This is a genomic window from Pseudomonas sp. NPDC089918 (assembly GCF_050280605.1).
Classification (GTDB): domain Bacteria; phylum Pseudomonadota; class Gammaproteobacteria; order Pseudomonadales; family Pseudomonadaceae; genus Aquipseudomonas.
The window spans coordinates 12,057-30,431 of sequence record NZ_JBNNVP010000061.1 but is presented as its reverse complement, the minus strand read 5'-3'; the positions used below and the strand labels follow the sequence as shown (position 1 = coordinate 30,431).

Sequence of the window (18,375 nt, the reverse complement as noted above, 5' to 3'; positions counted from 1 at the left end):
GGCGAGGGGGCTTGCCCCCGTTGGGTCGCGAAGCGGCCCCAAAAGCTTTGCGACTGCTTCGCAGCCGAACGGGGGCAAGCCCCCTCGCCACAAAAGCCCCCACCCACAAAAGCCCGCTCCCACATTGGATTGGCGTCGCTCAAACTGAACTGCACGCCCATGCACCAGTCGCATGCATACATCAGCCTGATTCAGAGGAGTGAACGTGACCAGCGATGCCGAACGACAGGCCGTCGAATCTATGCCACCGAACACGCCTGCGGCGGTTCATCGACTCAGAGTGCTGACGGTCAACACCCATAAAGGCTTCACTGCCCTCAACCGGCGTTTCATCCTCCCGGAGTTGCGTGAAGCGGTACGCAGCACGTCGGCAGACCTGGTGTTTCTGCAGGAAGTGGTCGGTGAGCACGACCGGCATTCTTCCCGCTACAACGACTGGCCACAGACCTCGCAATACGAGTTCCTGGCCGATAGCATGTGGAGCGATTTCGCTTACGGTCGCAACGCGGTCTACCCCGACGGCCACCACGGCAATGCCCTGCTGTCGAAATACCCGATCCGCGAATTTCGCAACCTCGACGTCTCGATTACCGGCCCCGAGCGGCGCGGGTTGTTGCATTGCGTACTGGATGTGCCAGGGCATGCCGAAGTGCATGCCATTTGCGTGCACCTGAGCCTGTTGGAAAGCCATCGACAACTGCAACTGCAGTTGCTCTGCCTGTTGCTCGAATCGTTGCCCGATGACGCCCCGGTGATTATTGCCGGCGATTTCAACGACTGGCAGTTGCAAGGCAATGCAGCCCTCGCCCGGCGCGACTACCTGCATGAAGCCTTCGAACGCCATCATGGCCGACCGGCGAAAACTTACCCGGCACGTTTTCCCCTCCTGCGCCTGGACCGGATCTACCTGCGTAACGCCAGCAGTCATGAACCGCGAATACTTGGCCACAAACCCTGGACGCATCTGTCGGACCATTTGCCGCTGGCGGTGGAAGTGCGCCTGTAACACCGTCAAATGACAGTCGCCAAGGACTGCCAACTCTGACAGAAAAAATGACAGCAATGGCGCGCCGACGCCGTTTGTTTATCCTGCACTGGATCATCCACCAAACAACCGATAGCCCCCTACCCAACGCGTCTGGCCCGCGCCTTTCTGGATGATTTTTCGCACAAACAACAACTTATATACGCGCCAAAAATCAGTCACTTACAACACCTAAAATAGCCATACCGCTTATCGGCCACTTTCTTGACGCAGCGCCAGCAGTCTTCTTAGCTAGTGCTTACTACCCCCGGAAATCCATCAGGGGCAAGCCACCAGACTCCTGTAAAAACGGGCGGGTCTGACCTTGCCTCAATCCATTCGGTCGCCCCTCATTCGGGGTAGGAGAGACGCCAAAGCGAGATACGCATGCGATTGCAAGGTAGACCCCCATGAAAACTTCATTCACCTCACAAGAGATCAAAATCACTTTTTGCACGGTCACAGGTTCACTCCTGCTGTGCTCATCCATGGAGGTGCGGGCCTCGTCTGCCGAGGATGAACCAACGCTTTGGTATAACCAGGCACTGCCGACCCTTACCTTGCCCACTGGCTCCGCCACGTATCCCGGTCGTTCTCGCGTCAATCCAGACTTACAAAGCTCACGCCTGACGGTCGAAGACGCCGCGCCTTCGGCTTGGGACCACGTCTATGGAAAGACCTCACGGCAGGCCCAAACCGACTATCTGGCCCAGGGTTCTTCCATCCCCGGCGCCAGCGAATTCAAAGGCCCGGCGCTGCTGACCGTCCAAAGCAACAGCGGCCATACCCAGCGGGTCGGACTGATCGGCGGCACTACCCAATTCCAGGGCAATGACAACGGTCTGCTGACCAGTCGCGCCCTCGCCGATCCCGGCCATGACACGCTCAACCTTCAAGGCCAGAGTCTCGGCGCCTACTGGAGCCTGACCGGACCGCAAGGCTGGCACGTAGACTTGAGCGCCAGCGGCGGCCGGGTCAACGGCTACAGCCGCAATGACCAAGGCGCGCGACAAGCCACCGAAGGCAGCGCGGTGACGCTGTCGGTGGAAGGTGGTTTCCCGATTGGCCTGGGTAATAACTGGGTGATCGAACCCCAGGCGCAGTTAATCAATCAACGCATTACGCTGGATACGCCCTATGCCGGCTCCGGCAACGGCTCCTCCAGCGATATGTCGTCCTGGAGCGGTCGGGTCGGTGCACGCTTGAAAGGCAGTTACGATATCAATGGCCTGCCGGTCGAACCCTATGTGCGCACCAACGTGTGGCACACGGTATACACCGGTAATACCGTGAGCCTGGATCAGGTCGACAAAATCAGCAGCAGCCGCAAATCCTCGACGGTGGATGTGGGTTTGGGGCTGGTAGCCAGAGTGACGCCTTTGGTCAGCCTGTACATCAGCGCCGATTACAGCAGCGATGTGGATGACAATGATTTGAACGGGTTGATTGGCAGTTTGGGGGTGCGGATGCGGTGGTGAAGCCTGGCCGATGATCGTTCCCACGCTCCGCGTGGGAATGCCTCAATGGACGCTCTGCGTCCGCTCTTGGGACGCGGAGCGTCCCGGGCTGCATTCCCACGCAGAGCGTGGGAACGATCAGGACGCGGTTTTAGATCAACCCTCCGGCCGCAGAATCAACACCCCCAACGGCGGCAAATTCAACTCCAGTGAGAGGGCCTGGCCATGGCTCGGTTCTTCGTCGGTGAACACCCCGCCACCATTGCCGCAATTGGACCCGGCGTAAGTGTCGGCGTCGCTGTTGATCAACTCGACCCAACGCCCGGCAAACGGTACGCCGACACGATAGGACTGACGCGGCACCGGGGTAAAGTTGGCCACCACCAATACCGGCCTGCCCTCCTTGCTCCAGCGCAACCAGGCGTAGACGCTGTTGACCGCATCGTCGCCGATCAACCACTGGAAGCCTTGCGGGGCATCGTCCTGATCGTGCAGCGCCGGTTCTTCGCGATACAACCGATTCAGGTCACCGACCAGTTTGCGCACCCCCTGGTGTTCCGGGTATTGCAGTAAATACCAGTCCAGTTGCTGATCGTGATTCCACTCACGCCACTGGCCGAATTCGCAGCCCATGAACAACAATTTCTTGCCCGGATGCGTCCACATGAAACTCAGATAAGCCCGCAAATTGGCAAACTTCTGCCAGCGATCCCCCGGCATCTTGTCAATCAGCGAATGCTTGCCATGCACCACTTCATCGTGAGAAATCGGCAGGATGAAACGTTCGGACCAGGCATACACCAGGCCGAAACTCAGCTCGTTGTGATGATGGGCGCGGTATACCGGATCCTGCTGAATGTAATGCAGCGAGTCGTGCATCCAGCCCATGTTCCACTTATAGGCAAAACCCAGCCCACCCTGTTGCGTGCTCTGGCTGACACCCGGCCACGCCGTGGACTCTTCGGCAATCACCAGCGCGCCCGGGGTTTCCAGAGCCACCACGTCATTGAGATGACGCAGAAAATCAATGGCCTCCAGATTCTCCCTACCGCCGTGACGGTTGGGCACCCATTCGCCGGCCTTGCGCGAGTAATCGCGATACAGCATCGACGCCACTGCGTCCACGCGCAGGCCATCGACGTGGAAATGCTTGAGCCAGTGCAGCGCCGAGGCCAGCATGTAACCGTGCACCTCGGTGCGGCCCAGGTTGTAGATCAGCGTGTCCCAGTCCTGGTGAAAACCTTCCTGCGGGTTGCCGTACTCATACAACGCCGTGCCATCGAACTGTGCCAGGCCGTGGGTATCGGTGGGGAAATGCGCCGGCACCCAATCGAGGATCACGCCAATCTCGGCCTGGTGACAGGCATTGACGAACGCGGCGAATTCATCCGGCGTGCCGTAACGGGCGCTCGGGGCAAATTGCGACAGCAGTTGATACCCCCAGGAGCCACCGAACGGATGCTCCATGATCGGCATCAGTTCGATGTGGGTGAAACCCAGCTCCTTCACATAAGGAATCAGCCGCTCGGCCAACTCGGGCCAGGTGTACTGACGGGCGACCTCGCCCAGGTCATCCAGCTCGCATTGCCAGGAACCGGCGTGCAATTCGTAGATCGACAACGGTGCGCTGGTTCGCTGACGCTCGCCCCGCGACTGCATCCAGTCGTGGTCCTGCCATTCTATTTTCAACGGCGCGGCGACTTTCGATGCAGTGTCCGGTGGCAAAGAGGTGGCAAGGGCCATCGGGTCGGCCTTGAGCGGCAGAATGCCATGGGCGCCGAGGATTTCGTATTTGTAGGCTTCCCCCGCTTGCAGGCGCGGAATGAACAACTCCCAGACACCGGTGGGATGGCGCAGACGCATCGGATGACGACGACCGTCCCAGACGTTGAAATCGCCAACCACCGAGACCCTTCTGGCATTCGGCGCCCACACGGCGAAGCGCACACCCTCCACGCCATCGACCGTCTTCAGCTGCGCGCCGAGGCAACTGCTCAAGTCCCGGTGATTGCCCTCGGCGAACAGGTACAAATCCATCTCGCCGAGTAACGAGCCAAAGCTGTAAGGGTCCTCGGCGAGTTGCTCGCCACCGGCCCAACGGGTTCGCAACTGATAGGGTCGGGCCCGCTCGAAGTGCCCGACGAACAACCCCGGGGTTTGGGTAGTCTCAAGGCTGCCGAGCTCTTCCCCGGATTCCTTGTCCACCACCTGCACGCTCAAGGCGTCCGGTAGATAGGCTCGAATGAATTGCCCGCCAGCGCCATCGCCGTGCGGGCCGAGAATTGCGAAGGGATCCCGATGCTCAGCGCGAACCAACGCATCGATATCCCGTGCCCTGGGCAGCAGCGCCTGTTCCACGTGCCCCTGTTCCTTGTTCGAGATACTCATGACTACTCTCCACCAAGATCGGAAAAGGGTTTGAGCCCACTCAATAACCCGTACAGACCGTGCAACGGCACGGGCAGCCAGGTGGGGCGATTTTCAGCCTCATAGGCCACTTCATAAGCCGCCTTCTCCAGACCGAACAACGCCAGCGCGGCGTCCTCGCCTTCAGGATCTTGCCATGCATGAGCAAGACTAGCTGCCGCCAGCCGATAAGCGTCGACAAATGCTTGCCGCGCCTCTTTCAGATAACGATCGGCAACCCGTTGACGCGCGGCCTGGGCCTCGACGGTGTTATCGACGTTATGCACGTTGATCGTCATCGCCGCGGCATAATCGAAGGAGCGCAACACGCCGCTGACATCTTTATAAGGGCTGTGTTTGCCTCGGCGCTCATGCAGCGGCCGCGCCGGCTCGCCCTCGAAATCGATCAGGTAGGCATCGCCCTTGATCACCAGCACCTGCCCCAGGTGCAAGTCACCATGGACGCGAATGCGCAGGCCACCAGCCGCTTTCTTACCCAACTCCTGAACATGGCTGAGGATGGCTTTTTTGTTGTCCAGCAGGTGACTGACCAATGCCTGATCCGCGGCGTTCAGTTCAGTTTGATGCTGCTTGAGCAGCTTCAGGGCATGTTCCAGTTGCGCCGCCACGTCCTTGGCCGAGGCCAGGGCATCTTTCTGGGTAGTGATTTGTGGGGCGAAGTCCGGGTTAGCGCTCGGGGCCGCCAACACCTGATGCATTTCCCCCAGGCGCTGGCCAAGCATGCCGGCAAAATCCTTCAGCTCGCCGAGGGCGTTGTAATGCTGCTCCTGCTCCGACACGGCATCGGCGAGTTCATCGCGAAGCGCCCGTTCGAGGTTGTTCTGGGTCCACTCCCACGCGTCGCCCTGATTGCTCAAGTAGCCTTGGGCGATCATCAACAGCGTGTCCTCACCCGCTGCATCGCGACGAATCACCGCCCCCAGCAGTGGCGAAATATTGCTGAAACCGGCATGGGTCAGGTACGCACTCATTTCCAGTTCCGGGTGCACGCCTGACGCGACCTTGCGGATCAATTTCAGCACCAGGCTGCTGCCGATCACCACCGAACTGTTGGACTGCTCGGCGGACAGATACCGCACCTCCGACTCGGCCGTCAGGCCAAGCCTGGTCAGTTCGTCGGTCGGCTCGAAACGGATCTCGCCACCGTCTGACGGCAACACCATGCCGGCCTGCATGCTCTGCAACACGGCATGAACAAAGCTGTCGAGGCTGAAAGCATCGGTGATCAAACCGACCTGACGCCCGCGCCGGACTCGGGCCAGTGCCAATTGCTGCGGCAAGGCCGCGCCGACCTGTTCCTCGGAGATAAAACCGAATGGCAACTGGTAACGACTGGTCTGACCGCCGCTGGTGACGTCGATCTCACCCAGCAGCACGGGATGCTGCGGGTCGCCGAAACGCACGCCGTAAGCGAGGTTGACGCTGTCGATGACGCCGTCCTTGCCGGCGTACCAGCGGCGGTTCTGCAACCAGCTCGGCAGAATGCCCTGCTCCAGGGTGTGGCGGGATGGCGCTTCGAGCAGCTCTTCCATGCGCTTCTTCAGCACCAGGGTGGTGAAGTCCGGCAGGCTTTGCGCCGGTTCCACGTGCCAGCTCGGCATTTGGTTTTCCGCCGCCAGCCCGAACCAATAAAAACCGTAAGGCGCCAGCGTCAGCAGGAAATTCAACTGGCCGATGGGCGGGAACGCATTGCCGCCGAGCATCTCCACCGGAACCATGCCGACGTACGCCGACAGGTCCAGTTCCGCCGCTTGTGCGCTGCGGGACACGTTGGCCACGCACAAAATGATCTCGTGCTTGCCGTCCGGGCCGGTGAATTCGCGGGTATACGCCAGGATCCGTCGATTGCTCGGCGAAAGCATCTTCAGCGTCCCACGACCGAAGGCCTTGGACTGCTTGCGCACCGCGAGCAGGCGCCGGTTCCAGTTCAACAATGAATGAGGGTCACCCGCCTGGGTTTCGACGTTGACCGACAGATAGCCATAGAGCGGGTCCATGATCGGCGGCAACACCAGACTGGCCGGGTCGGCGCGGGAGAAACCGCCATTACGGTCGATCGACCATTGCATCGGCGTGCGCACACCGTCGCGGTCGCCGAGGTAGATGTTATCGCCCATGCCGATTTCATCGCCGTAATACAGGGTCGGCGTGCCAGGCATCGACAGCAGCAAACTGTTGAGCAATTCCACGCGACGACGATCACGTTCCATCAACGGCGCCAGACGCCGGCGAATCCCCAGATTGATTCGCGCCCGGCGGTCGGCGGCGTAGTAATTCCACAGGTAATCGCGCTCCCGGTCGGTGACCATTTCCAGGGTCAGCTCATCGTGGTTGCGCAGGAAAATCGCCCACTGGCAGTTGGCGGGAATTTCCGGGGTCTGGCGCAGAATGTCGGTGATCGGGAAGCGATCTTCCTGAGCCAGCGCCATGTACATGCGCGGCATCAACGGGAAGTGAAAGGCCATGTGGCATTCGTCGCCGTTCTGGCCGTCGGCAGAGGTGTTGCCAAAGTACAACTGAGTGTCTTCCGGCCACTGATTGGCCTCGGCCAGCAGCATGCGATCGGGGTAATTGGCGTCGATCTCGGCACGGATCTGCTTGAGGACGTCGTGGGTCTCGGGCAGGTTTTCGTTGTTGGTGCCGTCGCGCTCGATCAGGTACGGGATCGCATCCAGCCGCAGACCGTCGATGCCCATGTCGAGCCAATAGCGCATTACCGACAGCACCGCTTTCATCACTTGCGGGTTGTCGAAGTTCAGGTCCGGCTGGTGGGAATAGAAACGGTGCCAGAAGTACTGACCGGCCACCGGGTCCCAGGTCCAGTTGGACTTTTCGGTGTCGAGAAAAATGATGCGGGTACCGTCGTATTTCTGGTCGTTATCGGACCAGACATAGAAGTCGCGAGCCGCCGAACCGGGCTTGGCCTTGCGCGCGCGCTGGAACCACGCGTGCTGGTCCGAGGTGTGGTTGATGACCAATTCGGTAATCACCCGCAGCCCGCGTTTATGGGCCTCGGCAATGAAGCGCTTGGCATCGGCCAAGGTGCCGTAGTCAGGGTGTACGCCACGGTATTCAGCGATGTCATAGCCATCGTCACGTCGTGGCGAGGGGTAGAACGGCAACAGCCAGATGGTGTTGACGCCCAGATCGGCAATGTAATCGAGTTTGGCGATAAGGCCGGGAAAGTCGCCGATCCCGTCGTTGTTGGAGTCGAAAAAAGACTTAACGTGAACCTGGTAGATCACCGCATCCTTGTACCAGAGCGGGTCCTTGATAAAGGTGGCTGACCTGGGTTTCTTCGCCATTTGTAACTCCTGTTGATACTAGAGAACGCCTTGGCCTAGATCGTTCCCACGCTCTGCGTGGGAATGCATCCAGTGACGCTCTGCGTCACAGCGGCGGACGCAGAGCGTCCAGGGCGGCATTCCCACGCAGAGCGTGGGAACTATCATGACGGTCAAGAAGTAGTAATCCTCCAAATCCCGAACGGCAGATGCCACGGCTCGATCCGCATGAACTGGTACTTGCCGTGCCAGGTCCAGCGGTGGCCGTTCATCATGTCTTCGCCCTGAGTGACGGCATCATCGGGCAGGCCCATTTCCCACAGCGGCAATTCGAAGTTTGCCTCCTGGGCGTGATGCGGATCGAGGCTGACCGCCACCAGAATGAAATTGCTGCCGTCGACGCTGCGTTTGCCGAAGTACAAAATATTGTCGTTCCACGCGTTGTAGACCTTCAGGCCCAAGTGCGTGTGCAGCGCCGGGTTCTGCCGGCGGATGCGGTTGAGCTGGGCGATTTCGGCAATGATGTTGCCCGGCGCATTGAAGTCTCGTGGGCGGATTTCGTACTTCTCGGAATTGAGGTATTCCTCCCGGCCCGGTACCGGTGCCGCTTCACATAGTTCAAACCCCGAATACATGCCCCACAGCCCGGAACCCATGGTCGCCAGCGCGGCACGGATGAGAAAACCGGCGCGCCCGGATTCATGCAGGAACGCCGGGTTGATGTCCGGCGTGTTGACGAAAAAATTCGGCCGGTAGCATTCACGCCACGGCGACTCATTGAGTTCGGTGAAATAAGTCGCCAGCTCGGTCTTGGTGTTGCGCCAGGTGAAATAGGTGTAGCTCTGGGAGTAACCGACCTTGCCCAAACGCGCCATCATCGCCGGGGTGGTAAAGGCTTCGGCCAGGAAGATCACCTCGGGGTACAGCGCCCGCACATCGGCGATCATCCACTGCCAGAACGGCAACGGTTTAGTGTGAGGGTTGTCGACGCGAAACAGCTTCACGCCCTCCTTGACCCAGCCCACGACAATGTCGCGCAATTCGATCCACAGGCCGGGAATCGCGTCCACGGCATAGAAATCGACGTTGACGATGTCCTGGTATTTCTTCGGCGGGTTCTCGGCGTATTTGATCGTGCCGTCCGGCCGCCAGTTGAACCAGCCCGGGTGCTGTTTGAGCCACGGGTGGTCCTGGGAACACTGAATCGCAAAGTCGAGGGCGACTTCCAGCCCGTGCTCCGCGGCGGCCGCGACGAGCCGGCGAAAATCTTCGCGAGTACCCAGTTCCGAGTGAATCGCCTCATGCCCACCCTCTTCGCTGCCAATAGCGTAAGGGCTACCCGGGTCGTCCGGGCCGGCGATCAACGAATTGTTCGGGCCTTTGCGGTAGCTGCGGCCGATCGGGTGGATGGGCGTGAAGTACAGCACGTCGAAGCCCATGTCCTGGATCATCGGCAGCCGCGAATGCACGTCGTTGAAAGTGCCATGGCGGGCCGGATCGTCGGTGATCGAACGCGGAAACAATTCATACCAACTGGCAAACTGTGCCAGATCTCGCTCCACATCCACCGGGTATTCAGGGCTCAGGCTCAGGAAGGGGCGATGGTCGGCCTGGGCCATCAAGTCCGCGCTGCGTTGGTGCAGAAACAAGGCGACCTGCTCGGTTTCGAGCAGACCGGACAGCTCATGGTGCAACGCCGCCAGTTGTTCACTGAGCGGGCCTTCAGAGCGTTCGGCTGCCTGCTGGACGTGGGTGCGCCCTTCCTGCAATTCCAGGCTGACCGAGACGCCGGCGTCGTGCTTTTTTTTCAGTTCATAACAAAAGCTGGCGAACTGATCGATCCAGGCTTCGAGGCAGAACACATAACGGCCCTGCTTCTGCACACGAAACTGGCCCTGCCAGCCGTTATTGCCCAGCTCGGCCATCACCTCGCTCTGCCAGGTTTCGTCGCCCTCGGCACGCCAGCGGATGCGCACGGCCAGTTTGTCGTGACCGTCGGCAAACACCTTGCTGGTCACCACCACGTCCTGATCAATCACGGCTTTAACGGCGAATTGCCCGCCATCGAGGGTCGGCATGGTGTTTTCGATCACGATCCGCGGTAGCAGTAACGCCTGCGACAGCGGTATATGCGGGTTGTAGCTCAACTCTGTGGGTTTTTCAGCGGTCATCGAGCATCTCTCCTTAACGCCCCAAGGACGCTCTTGTGCCTGGTCGTCGTTCACACGAAGCGGTCTGCCCCGACATGAACTCACTTAAGTTCCGAACAGCAGGCGCCGGTAAAAGTTCAGAGGGATTTGCCAAGTCTTTCGGGGAATCAAATTCCCTGTGTACGGGTCAACCAACTTAAGCACGACTCACGCCATCTGCCACTGGAGACTGTATCGATGAGTATTCCTGTCCCCGCCGAGACACCTGATCCGAACATCGATGAGCCGACGGTACCGCCGATACAGCCAACACCGCCGACCGAACCCGCCCCCGTCCCTGAACAGGATCCGCCGGGCACCAACCCGCCACCGCGCGAAGAGCCACCGACTGTACAGCCACCGGAAATCGTCACCCCTGAGTGATCAGTCGTGCGGGGGGCGGTCCTTTTCCAGCTGGCGCACAACGACCGGCATCACACCGAGGATCACCAACGCCAGCAACGTACTGAGCACCGCTGTCGCCTCGCGGCCCATCCCGGCCGAAACACCAATGGCCGCCGTCATCCACAAACCGGCGGCGGTGGTCAGGCCTTTGACATGACCCTCGTCGCCATCGGTGTTTTTCAGGATAGTCCCGGCACCGAGAAAGCCGATGCCGGCGATCACGCCCTGCACCACCCGGCTCATGGCATCGGCCTGGGACCCCGACATCTGCGGCACCAGCACAAACAGCGCCGCGCCCAGCGCCACCAGCATATGGGTGCGAACCCCGGCGGCCTTGCCCTTCTGTTCACGTTCGAAACCGAGAATGCCGCCCAGCACGGCGGCCATCAGCAAGCGCACGGTAATGCGCGTCAGTTGTGAAGCATCGCCAATGTCGGCGAACTCCGCTTGCAGCGTCACCCAAACCTCGTGCCACCAAGCGTCCATGGCGCAGTCCTTGTGATGATGTAATGACTCGATAGAGGATGGACCGCCCCCACCATTAATCGGTTGCACAGAACGATGAGCGGCGGATGCGTCCTAACGATCTAGAACCTGCAAAAAAAGGGCCCCCCCATGACCGTGCACATCGAAAACCAGACCTGCTTCTTCATCACCAGGAACGGCGAAGAAATTCGTCTTTGCCCCGACGTGACTATCATCACCGACGCGGAAAAATCCATGTCGGCGGTGGACCTTGACGGCCAGCGCATCTACATCACCGAAGCAGAAGCCGATGCATTGACCGTAGCAGGCGCAGTGGACAGTCGCCGGCATTTGAAGGCCACGGACAGTGATTCGGTGATTTGACTGACCCGCATCAACACACGCCGCAAACACCTGGCATAGGCGTTTGCGGCCAGCCGTTGCGGGTGCATCAAGTTGTCGCAGGCGGGTGCCAGAAATTCATCTGATCCGCTTTTTATTGCTTTAGCTGAGTCTGTTATGCAAACAGATCGCTGGTCATAGTGCTCAGGCCTGATGGAGGCTGATGAGCGAAAGACCATGAGCGATAGAATCCCCGTCCGAACCGTTGAAAATGCCCCATTTTTAAAAAGCAATGAGCCTTTGCATCCAAAGATAAAGGCCAAATCCAGCGACAACCTGATCCATACCCGCAGCTTCACGGGTGTGTTCCGCACCCTGCGCATGAGTGGCGCGGGGGTTCTGTTTCTGCTGTTCTTCGGCACCGTGTGGCTGAACTGGGGGGGCCGCCAGGCAGTGCTCTGGGACCTTTCCGAAAGCAAATTCCACATCTTCGGCGCGACCTTCTGGCCACAGGATTTCATTCTGCTGTCGGCGCTGCTGATCATTGCTGCGTTCGGCCTGTTTGCGATCACCGTGTTCGCAGGCCGGGTCTGGTGCGGTTACACCTGCCCGCAGAGTTCCTGGACCTGGATCTTCATGTGGTGCGAGAAGATCACCGAAGGCGAGCGCAACCAGCGAATCAAGCTGCAAGCCGCGCCTTGGGGCCTGAACAAACTGATCCGCCGCTCGGCCAAACACACCCTGTGGCTGGCGATCAGCCTGCTCACCGGCCTGACCTTTGTCGGCTACTTCACGCCGATCCGGCCCTTAGCCGAAGAACTGCTGACCTTGCAAATCGGCGGTGTCAGCCTGTTCTGGGTGCTGTTCTTCACCGGGGCCACTTACATCAATGCCGGTTGGCTGCGCGAAGCAGTGTGCATGCACATGTGCCCGTATGCGCGGTTCCAGAGCGTGATGTTCGACAAGGACACCCTGACCATTTCCTATAACGTGGCCCGCGGCGAAAACCGTGGCCCGCGCAAACGCGACGTGAAACCGGCCGAGGTCGGACTGGGTGATTGCATCGATTGCCAATTGTGCGTGCAGGTCTGCCCGACCGGCATCGACATTCGCGACGGTTTGCAGATGGAATGCATCGGTTGCGCCGCGTGCATCGACGCCTGCGATTCGATCATGGGCAAAATGGGCTACGCCCGTGGGCTGATCAGCTACACCTCGGAGCATGAACTGCAGGGCGGCAAAACCCACCTTCTGAGGCCACGACTGATCGGTTATACCGCCGTGCTACTGGTAATGATCGGCGCCCTCGCCCTGGCGCTGGTGGAACGGCCGATGGTGTCGCTGGACGTGAGCAAGGACCGTGGCCTGTTCCGCGAGAACAGTGAAGGCCAGATCGAAAACATCTACAGCTTGAAGGTCATCAACAAGACCCAGCAACGTCAGGATTATCGATTGACGCTGGTCGATGGCGATGGCTTCCAGCTGCAAGGCAAGACCGAACTGAGCCTGGCACCGGGCGAGATTGTGGATGTGCCGGTGTCCGTGGCGATGACCACGGATCGCCCGAGCAGCAGCTCGCAGACCATCAGTTTCAAGATTGTCGACAGCGATGAGCCGGACATCAACAGCGTGGCCAAGAGCCGGTTTGTTGCACCGATGAACCGTTGAGCCATTAAGATGCACTCCTTTGTCCTGTGGCGAGGGGGCTTGCCCCCGTTCGGCTGCGAAGCAGTCGTAAAACCTGCATGCCAGATTCTCTTGTATGAACAAATGAAGGGGCTGCTGCGCAACCCAACGGGGGCAAGCCCCCTCGCCACATAAAGCTCCATTTGCCCAATAGCGCGCTCCAAACCGGGACTTAAATGAAACGCTACGAAAAATTCGCCGACGACATCGCTGAACTGATCCGCTCCGGCGTCCTCGGTCCCGGCCAGCGGGTGCCGTCAGTGCGCTACGCCAGCCAGACTTACGGGGTCAGCCCGTCCACGGTGTTCCAGGCCTATTACCTGCTTGAGCGCCGTGGTCTGATCCGCGCTCGGCCGCGCTCCGGTTACTTCGTCAATACCCATGCACCGAGCCCGTTTTCGGAGCCGGTGATCAGCAGCCAGGTCAACGAATCCACCGAAGTCGACGTCAGCGAACTGGTGTTCTCGGTGCTGGACTCGATCAAGGACCCGAACACCGTGCCCTTCGGCTCGGCCTTCCCCAGCCCCACGCTGTTCCCGCTGCAGCGGTTGTCCCGCTCACTGGCCAGTGCCGCCCGGGAAATGGACCCGCGCATGGTGGTCACCGACATGTCGCCGGGTAACCCGCAACTGCGTCGGCAAATCGCCCTGCGCTACATGGTCGGCGGGCTGATGTTGCCCATGGAAGAACTGCTGATCACCAACGGCGCCCTCGAAGCCTTGAACCTGTGCCTGCAAGCGGTCACCGAACCCGGCGATCTGGTGGCCATCGAAGCCCCGGCGTTCTACGCCAGCCTGCAAGTGCTGGAACGGCTGAAGCTCAAAGCGGTGGAAATTCCCGTGCACCCGCGAGACGGCATTGACCTCGGCGTGCTCGCCCAGACGCTGGAACGGCATCCGATCAAAGCCTGTTGGTGCATGACCAGTTTCCAGAACCCGATGGGCGCGACCATGCCCGAGGCGAAGAAGCAGGAACTCGTGGAGTTGTTGCGCAGTCACCAAGTGCCGCTGATCGAGGACGACGTCTACGCCGAGCTCTACTATGGGCAACAGGCACCGAAACCAGCCAAGGCTTTCGACACCGAAGGGTTGGTGATGCACTGCGGTTCGTTCGCCAAGAGCCTGGCCCCTGGTTACCGCATCGGCTGGGTCGCGGCCGGGCGATATGCGCAAAAGATCGAGCGCCTGAAACTGATGACCTCACTCTGCGCCTCGATGCCCGCCCAGGCCGCCATCGCCGACTACCTGCAACACGGCGGCTACGACCGGCACCTGCGCAAACTGCGCTACGCCCTGGAAGAACAGCAAAGCGCCATGCTCGCCGCCATCGCCCGCTACTTCCCGGCCCAGACGCGCGTCAGTCAGCCGGCGGGAGGGTACTTTCTGTGGCTGGAACTGCCGCCGCAGATGGATTCGTTGAAGTTGTTTCAGATGGCGCTGGCGCAAGGGATCAGCATCGCCCCGGGGCCGATCTTTTCACCGACCCAGCGGTTCAGGAATTGCATTCGGTTGAATTACGGGAGCCCGTGGACTGAGGATTCGGAGAAGGCGATGGAGACGTTGGGGCGGATTGTGCGGTCGTTCTGAGGGTTCTATGCCGTTTCAAGATTGCTATCGCGAGCAGGCTCGCTCCCACAGGGTTCGGTGGTATTCACAAAATGATGCGTTCACACCGATCCTCTGTGGGAGCGAGCCTGCTCGCGATGAGGCCAGAACAGACGGCGCCAACCTTAAGAATTAACGCCCGCCTCCCAAGTCGACGAACGTCCCGGTCGCATACGAAGCCTTATCCGACAACAACCACACAATCGCCTCCGCCACTTCATCCGGCCGCCCACCCCGGGCCATCGGGATTGCCGACTCCAGCTTGCTGACCCGGTCCGGATCGCCGCTCAATGCATGAAAATCGGTGTAGATGTAACCCGGCCGCACGGCGTTGACGCGAATACCCTCGCCCGCCACTTCCTTGGACAGACCGATGGTGAAGGTGTCCAGCGCGCCTTTGGACGCTGCGTAGTCGACATATTCGCTGGGGGCGCCCAAGCGGGCAGCGACCGACGACACGTTGACGATGCTGCCGCCCTGCCCGCCATGTTTGGGTGACATGCGCAGGATCGCGTGTTTGGCACAGAGGATCGGCGCCAGGACGTTGGTCTTGAGGATTTTCAGAATACGGAATTCGGACATTTCGTCGATCCGCGACTTTTGCCCGACAGTGCCGGCGTTGTTCACCAGCGCCGTGACCCGACCGAGTTCGGTGTCTACGCGGTGGAACAGGCCGATCACCTCGTCTTCGATGCTGACATCGGCGCGTACCGCAATGGCTTGGGCGCCGAGTGCGCGCACTTGCTCCAGCACAGCGTGCGCCGCCTGTTCGTCGGACTGATAGTTGATACAGATCCGATAGCCCTGCTCTGCAGCCAACAGGGCCGTGGCGGCGCCAATTCCGCGGCTGCCGCCGGTGATGACGATGACTTTGTCCATGCTGGCATTCCCCCGTTTCAAGCGTAAGCAGTCGGGGCCAAGAATAACCGCCATCGGCGGGTTTTGCATGAATCTGCGTCAATTCCAATGACGACAGCCTGTGGTGAGGGGGCTCCGTGGCGAGGGGGCTTGCCCCCGTTGGGCCGCGAAGCGGCCCCCCTTCGATTTTTCAGACCGAGTTGCCTGAATTTACGACTGCTTCGCAGCCGAACGGGGGCAAGCCCCCTCGCCACAGAGCTCCCTCGCCACAGGTCTGCCCCCAATAAGCTGCCCGATTTCAGCCAGTAGCCAATTGCTCCCCACGGTGAATATCGGCCATGAAGCGATCGGCCGGCAGCGGATGCCCCAGCAGGTAACCCTGCAACGAGTCGCAGCCCAACTGGGTCAGGAAGTCTTGCTGGACATCGGTTTCAACCCCTTCGGCGACAATCCGCAAGCCCAAGGCCTGGCCGAGGGCGACGATGGCCGAGACGATGGCCGCGTCGTCGCTGTCGTGTTCCAGATCGCGGACGAAACCCCGGTCGATCTTCAGTTCATTGGCCGGCAGGCGCTTGAGGTACATCAAGCTCGAATAGCCGGTACCAAAGTCATCGATAGACAGGTCGACGCCCATATCCGAGAGTTCCTGCAGCACCGTCATGCTCGCGTCGGCATCGCTCATGGCGGTGGTTTCGGTTATTTCCAGGGTCAGGCTGTTGGCCGGAAGATGATGAGTGGCCAGGGCCTTGGCGACGCTCTGGACCAACCCGGCGTGGCAGAACTGCAAGGCCGAGAGGTTCACCGCGATGCGCCAGTCGGTGTAACCGAGCACGTACCACTCGCGCATCTGACGGCAGGCTTCATTGAGCACCCACTCGCCGATCGGAATGATCAGCCCGGTCTTCTCCGCAAGATCGATGAAGCTGTCCGGCTGAAGCATGCCCTGGGTCGGGTGTTCCCAGCGCAGCAACGCCTCGGCACCCACCGGTCGGCCATGGCCGGCGTCGAACTTGGGCTGGTAATAGAGGCTGAATTGCTGCTGATCCAGGGCGTTGCGCAAGTCCTGAAGCAATTGCAGCTGTTTGCGCGCGTTGCTGTTCATCGAGGCGTCGAAGAAGCTGTGGCCGTTTTTCCCGGCACCCTTGGCGTGGTACATCGCCGCGTCGGCGTTCATCAGCAACTCCTCGGCGGTCTGACCGTTGCCCGGATAGAGTGCGATGCCGACGCTGGCGGAAATCTGCAAGTCATGTTCCGCGACCCGGAACGAGCGCGCGATCAGCCCCACCTGTCGCGCCGCCAGGTTCAGCGCGTCATTCGGCTCGGCGAGTTGCACCAGCAACACAAACTCATCGCCGCCGATCCGCGCCAGGGTGTCCTGGCTACGCAAATCTTCACGCAAGCGCAGGCCGACCTCACGCAGCAACTGGTCGCCCATGTGGTGCCCAAAAGCATCGTTGACCGGTTTGAAACCATCCAGATCAATGAACATCAACGCAAAACAGCCACCCTGCTCCTGCACCCTCGACATCGCCTGATCGATACGGTCGGCCAGCAACACACGGTTTGGCAGCCCGGTCAGGGTGTCGTGCAGCGCCAGCTGGGTGAGTTCGCGATTGGCCTCGGTCAGTGATTGGGCGAGCTCCGCGGTGCGAGCCTCCAGCCGCGCATCGAGGATCGAGGTCAGCAAGGCGATGCTCAACACCGCGAGGGTTGTGATCAGCACCAGGTTGTCCAGGCCCTTGCCGTTCAAGCCGTCGGCCGCCGCGCCACAGAAACTGCCGTCGGCAAAGCGTGCCGCGGCCATGCCGGTGTAGTGCATGCCGACGATGGCGATGCCCATGATCACCGCAGCACCGCCGCGGATCAGGCGAACATAGGGCGCCTGCCGACGCAGGCGGAAAGCGATCCACAACGCCGCGCCCGACGCGCCGACGGCGATCAGCAGCGAGGTGCTAAACAGAGCAGGGTCGTAATCGATGCCCGGCTGCATGCGCATGGCGGCCATGCCGGTGTAATGCATCGCACTGATGCCAGCGCCCATCACCAGCGCGCCGAACGCCAGTTGCCAGGCCGGCAGTTGTGGCTGGCTGACCAGCCACAAGGCAAAACCGCAGGACAGGACCGCGATCAATAGCGACAGCGCCGTAAGGGTAACGTCGTAGCCCAGATCGATCGGCAAGGTGAATGCGAGCATGCCGATGAAATGCATCGACCACACGCCAATCCCCATCGCAAAAGCGCCGCCCGCCGTCCACAGATGCACCGCCCGGCCTGTGGCCGTGGCGATGCGACCGGTGAGGTCGAGCGCGGTATAAGAGGCAAGTATCGCCACACAAAGCGATATGAAAACCAGCGTAAGGGAATAACTACCAATGAGCATGGGACTTCTCGCGACAGCCCCCGCCGTGCTGCGTTCATTCTCGGGGAGCAAAGTCGGCGATTGTACTGATTCCGCGGACGAACGCACTCACAAAGTCATCAAAAGGCCATCAAGATGATGTGTGGCGAGGGGGCTTGCCCCCGTTCGGCTGCGCAGCAGTCGCAAGTCCAGGCAACTCGGTATATCTGAAAAATGTAGGGGGCCGCTTCGCGACCCAACGGGGGCAAGCCCCCTCGCCACAACAGCCCTCACCA

12 protein-coding genes are annotated in these 18,375 nt (G+C 60.4%); 6 read left to right on the top strand and 6 right to left on the bottom strand.

Translation table 11 applies throughout. The features are described from left to right. Positions 1-205 precede the first annotated feature (205 nt). Both ACQKPC_RS28050 and ACQKPC_RS28045 read left to right on the top strand, forming a co-directional pair. Entirely contained in the window at positions 206-1,006 is an 801-nt protein-coding gene (locus ACQKPC_RS28050) for an endonuclease/exonuclease/phosphatase family protein (protein WP_192342896.1), read from the top strand. Positions 1,007-1,434: 428 nt separating this feature from the next. After that, a complete protein-coding gene (locus ACQKPC_RS28045; RefSeq protein WP_427627857.1) occupies positions 1,435-2,502 on the top strand; it encodes an autotransporter domain-containing protein in 1,068 nt (355 codons plus the stop codon). Positions 2,503-2,637: 135 nt separating this feature from the next. Here ACQKPC_RS28045 and glgB read toward each other — a convergent pair whose 3' ends face one another. The 3 genes from glgB to ACQKPC_RS28030 all read right to left on the bottom strand — a co-directional run bounded on the left by glgB (position 2,638) and on the right by ACQKPC_RS28030 (position 10,363). Then, positions 2,638-4,869, bottom strand: coding sequence for a 1,4-alpha-glucan branching protein GlgB (gene glgB, locus ACQKPC_RS28040; RefSeq protein ID WP_427627855.1), 2,232 nt, complete (start codon positions 4,867-4,869; stop codon positions 2,638-2,640). A 2-nt stretch (positions 4,870-4,871) separates the two neighbouring features. Then, positions 4,872-8,213: a maltose alpha-D-glucosyltransferase gene (gene treS / locus ACQKPC_RS28035; RefSeq protein ID WP_427627853.1), complete on the bottom strand. Its 3,342-nt coding sequence runs from the start codon at positions 8,211-8,213 to the stop codon at positions 4,872-4,874. A gap of 152 nt (positions 8,214-8,365) precedes the next feature. Then, positions 8,366-10,363 (bottom strand): alpha-1,4-glucan--maltose-1-phosphate maltosyltransferase, encoded by a 1,998-nt coding sequence (locus ACQKPC_RS28030; protein ID WP_427627851.1) that lies wholly within the window; start codon positions 10,361-10,363, stop codon positions 8,366-8,368. Between the two features lie 216 nt (positions 10,364-10,579). Between ACQKPC_RS28030 and ACQKPC_RS28025 the strand changes: the two genes are divergently transcribed. After that, the gene (locus ACQKPC_RS28025; protein WP_427627849.1) at positions 10,580-10,765 is read left to right on the top strand and encodes a hypothetical protein; all 186 of its coding nucleotides are present in this window, start codon (positions 10,580-10,582) and stop codon (positions 10,763-10,765) included. On the opposite strand, the gene ACQKPC_RS28020 is transcribed toward ACQKPC_RS28025, so the two are convergent. After that, on the bottom strand, positions 10,766-11,272 hold the full coding sequence (locus tag ACQKPC_RS28020; RefSeq protein ID WP_427627847.1) for an MgtC/SapB family protein: 507 nt from the start codon (positions 11,270-11,272) through the stop codon (positions 10,766-10,768). Between the two features lie 129 nt (positions 11,273-11,401). Here ACQKPC_RS28020 and ACQKPC_RS28015 point away from each other — a divergent pair, with 129 nt between their 5' ends. From ACQKPC_RS28015 to mapR, 3 genes are all read left to right on the top strand, one after another. Further along, positions 11,402-11,635 carry a DUF3203 family protein gene (locus ACQKPC_RS28015; RefSeq protein ID WP_427627845.1) on the top strand — a complete coding sequence of 78 codons (234 nt, stop codon included), beginning with the start codon at positions 11,402-11,404 and terminating at the stop codon, positions 11,633-11,635. 195 nt (positions 11,636-11,830) lie between these two features. Then, complete coding sequence (gene ccoG / locus ACQKPC_RS28010) at positions 11,831-13,261, top strand: cytochrome c oxidase accessory protein CcoG (protein WP_427627843.1); 1,431 nt, start codon at positions 11,831-11,833, stop codon at positions 13,259-13,261. A gap of 194 nt (positions 13,262-13,455) precedes the next feature. Further along, a complete protein-coding gene (gene mapR, locus ACQKPC_RS28005; protein ID WP_008069156.1) occupies positions 13,456-14,865 on the top strand; it encodes a GntR family transcriptional regulator MpaR in 1,410 nt (469 codons plus the stop codon). Positions 14,866-15,015: 150 nt separating this feature from the next. On the opposite strand, the gene ACQKPC_RS28000 is transcribed toward mapR, so the two are convergent. Next, positions 15,016-15,762, bottom strand: coding sequence for an SDR family oxidoreductase (locus ACQKPC_RS28000; RefSeq protein WP_095631465.1), 747 nt, complete (start codon positions 15,760-15,762; stop codon positions 15,016-15,018). 277 nt (positions 15,763-16,039) lie between these two features. Continuing rightward, entirely contained in the window at positions 16,040-18,121 is a 2,082-nt protein-coding gene (locus tag ACQKPC_RS27995; RefSeq protein WP_427627840.1) for a putative bifunctional diguanylate cyclase/phosphodiesterase, read from the bottom strand. Positions 18,122-18,375 lie beyond the last annotated feature (254 nt).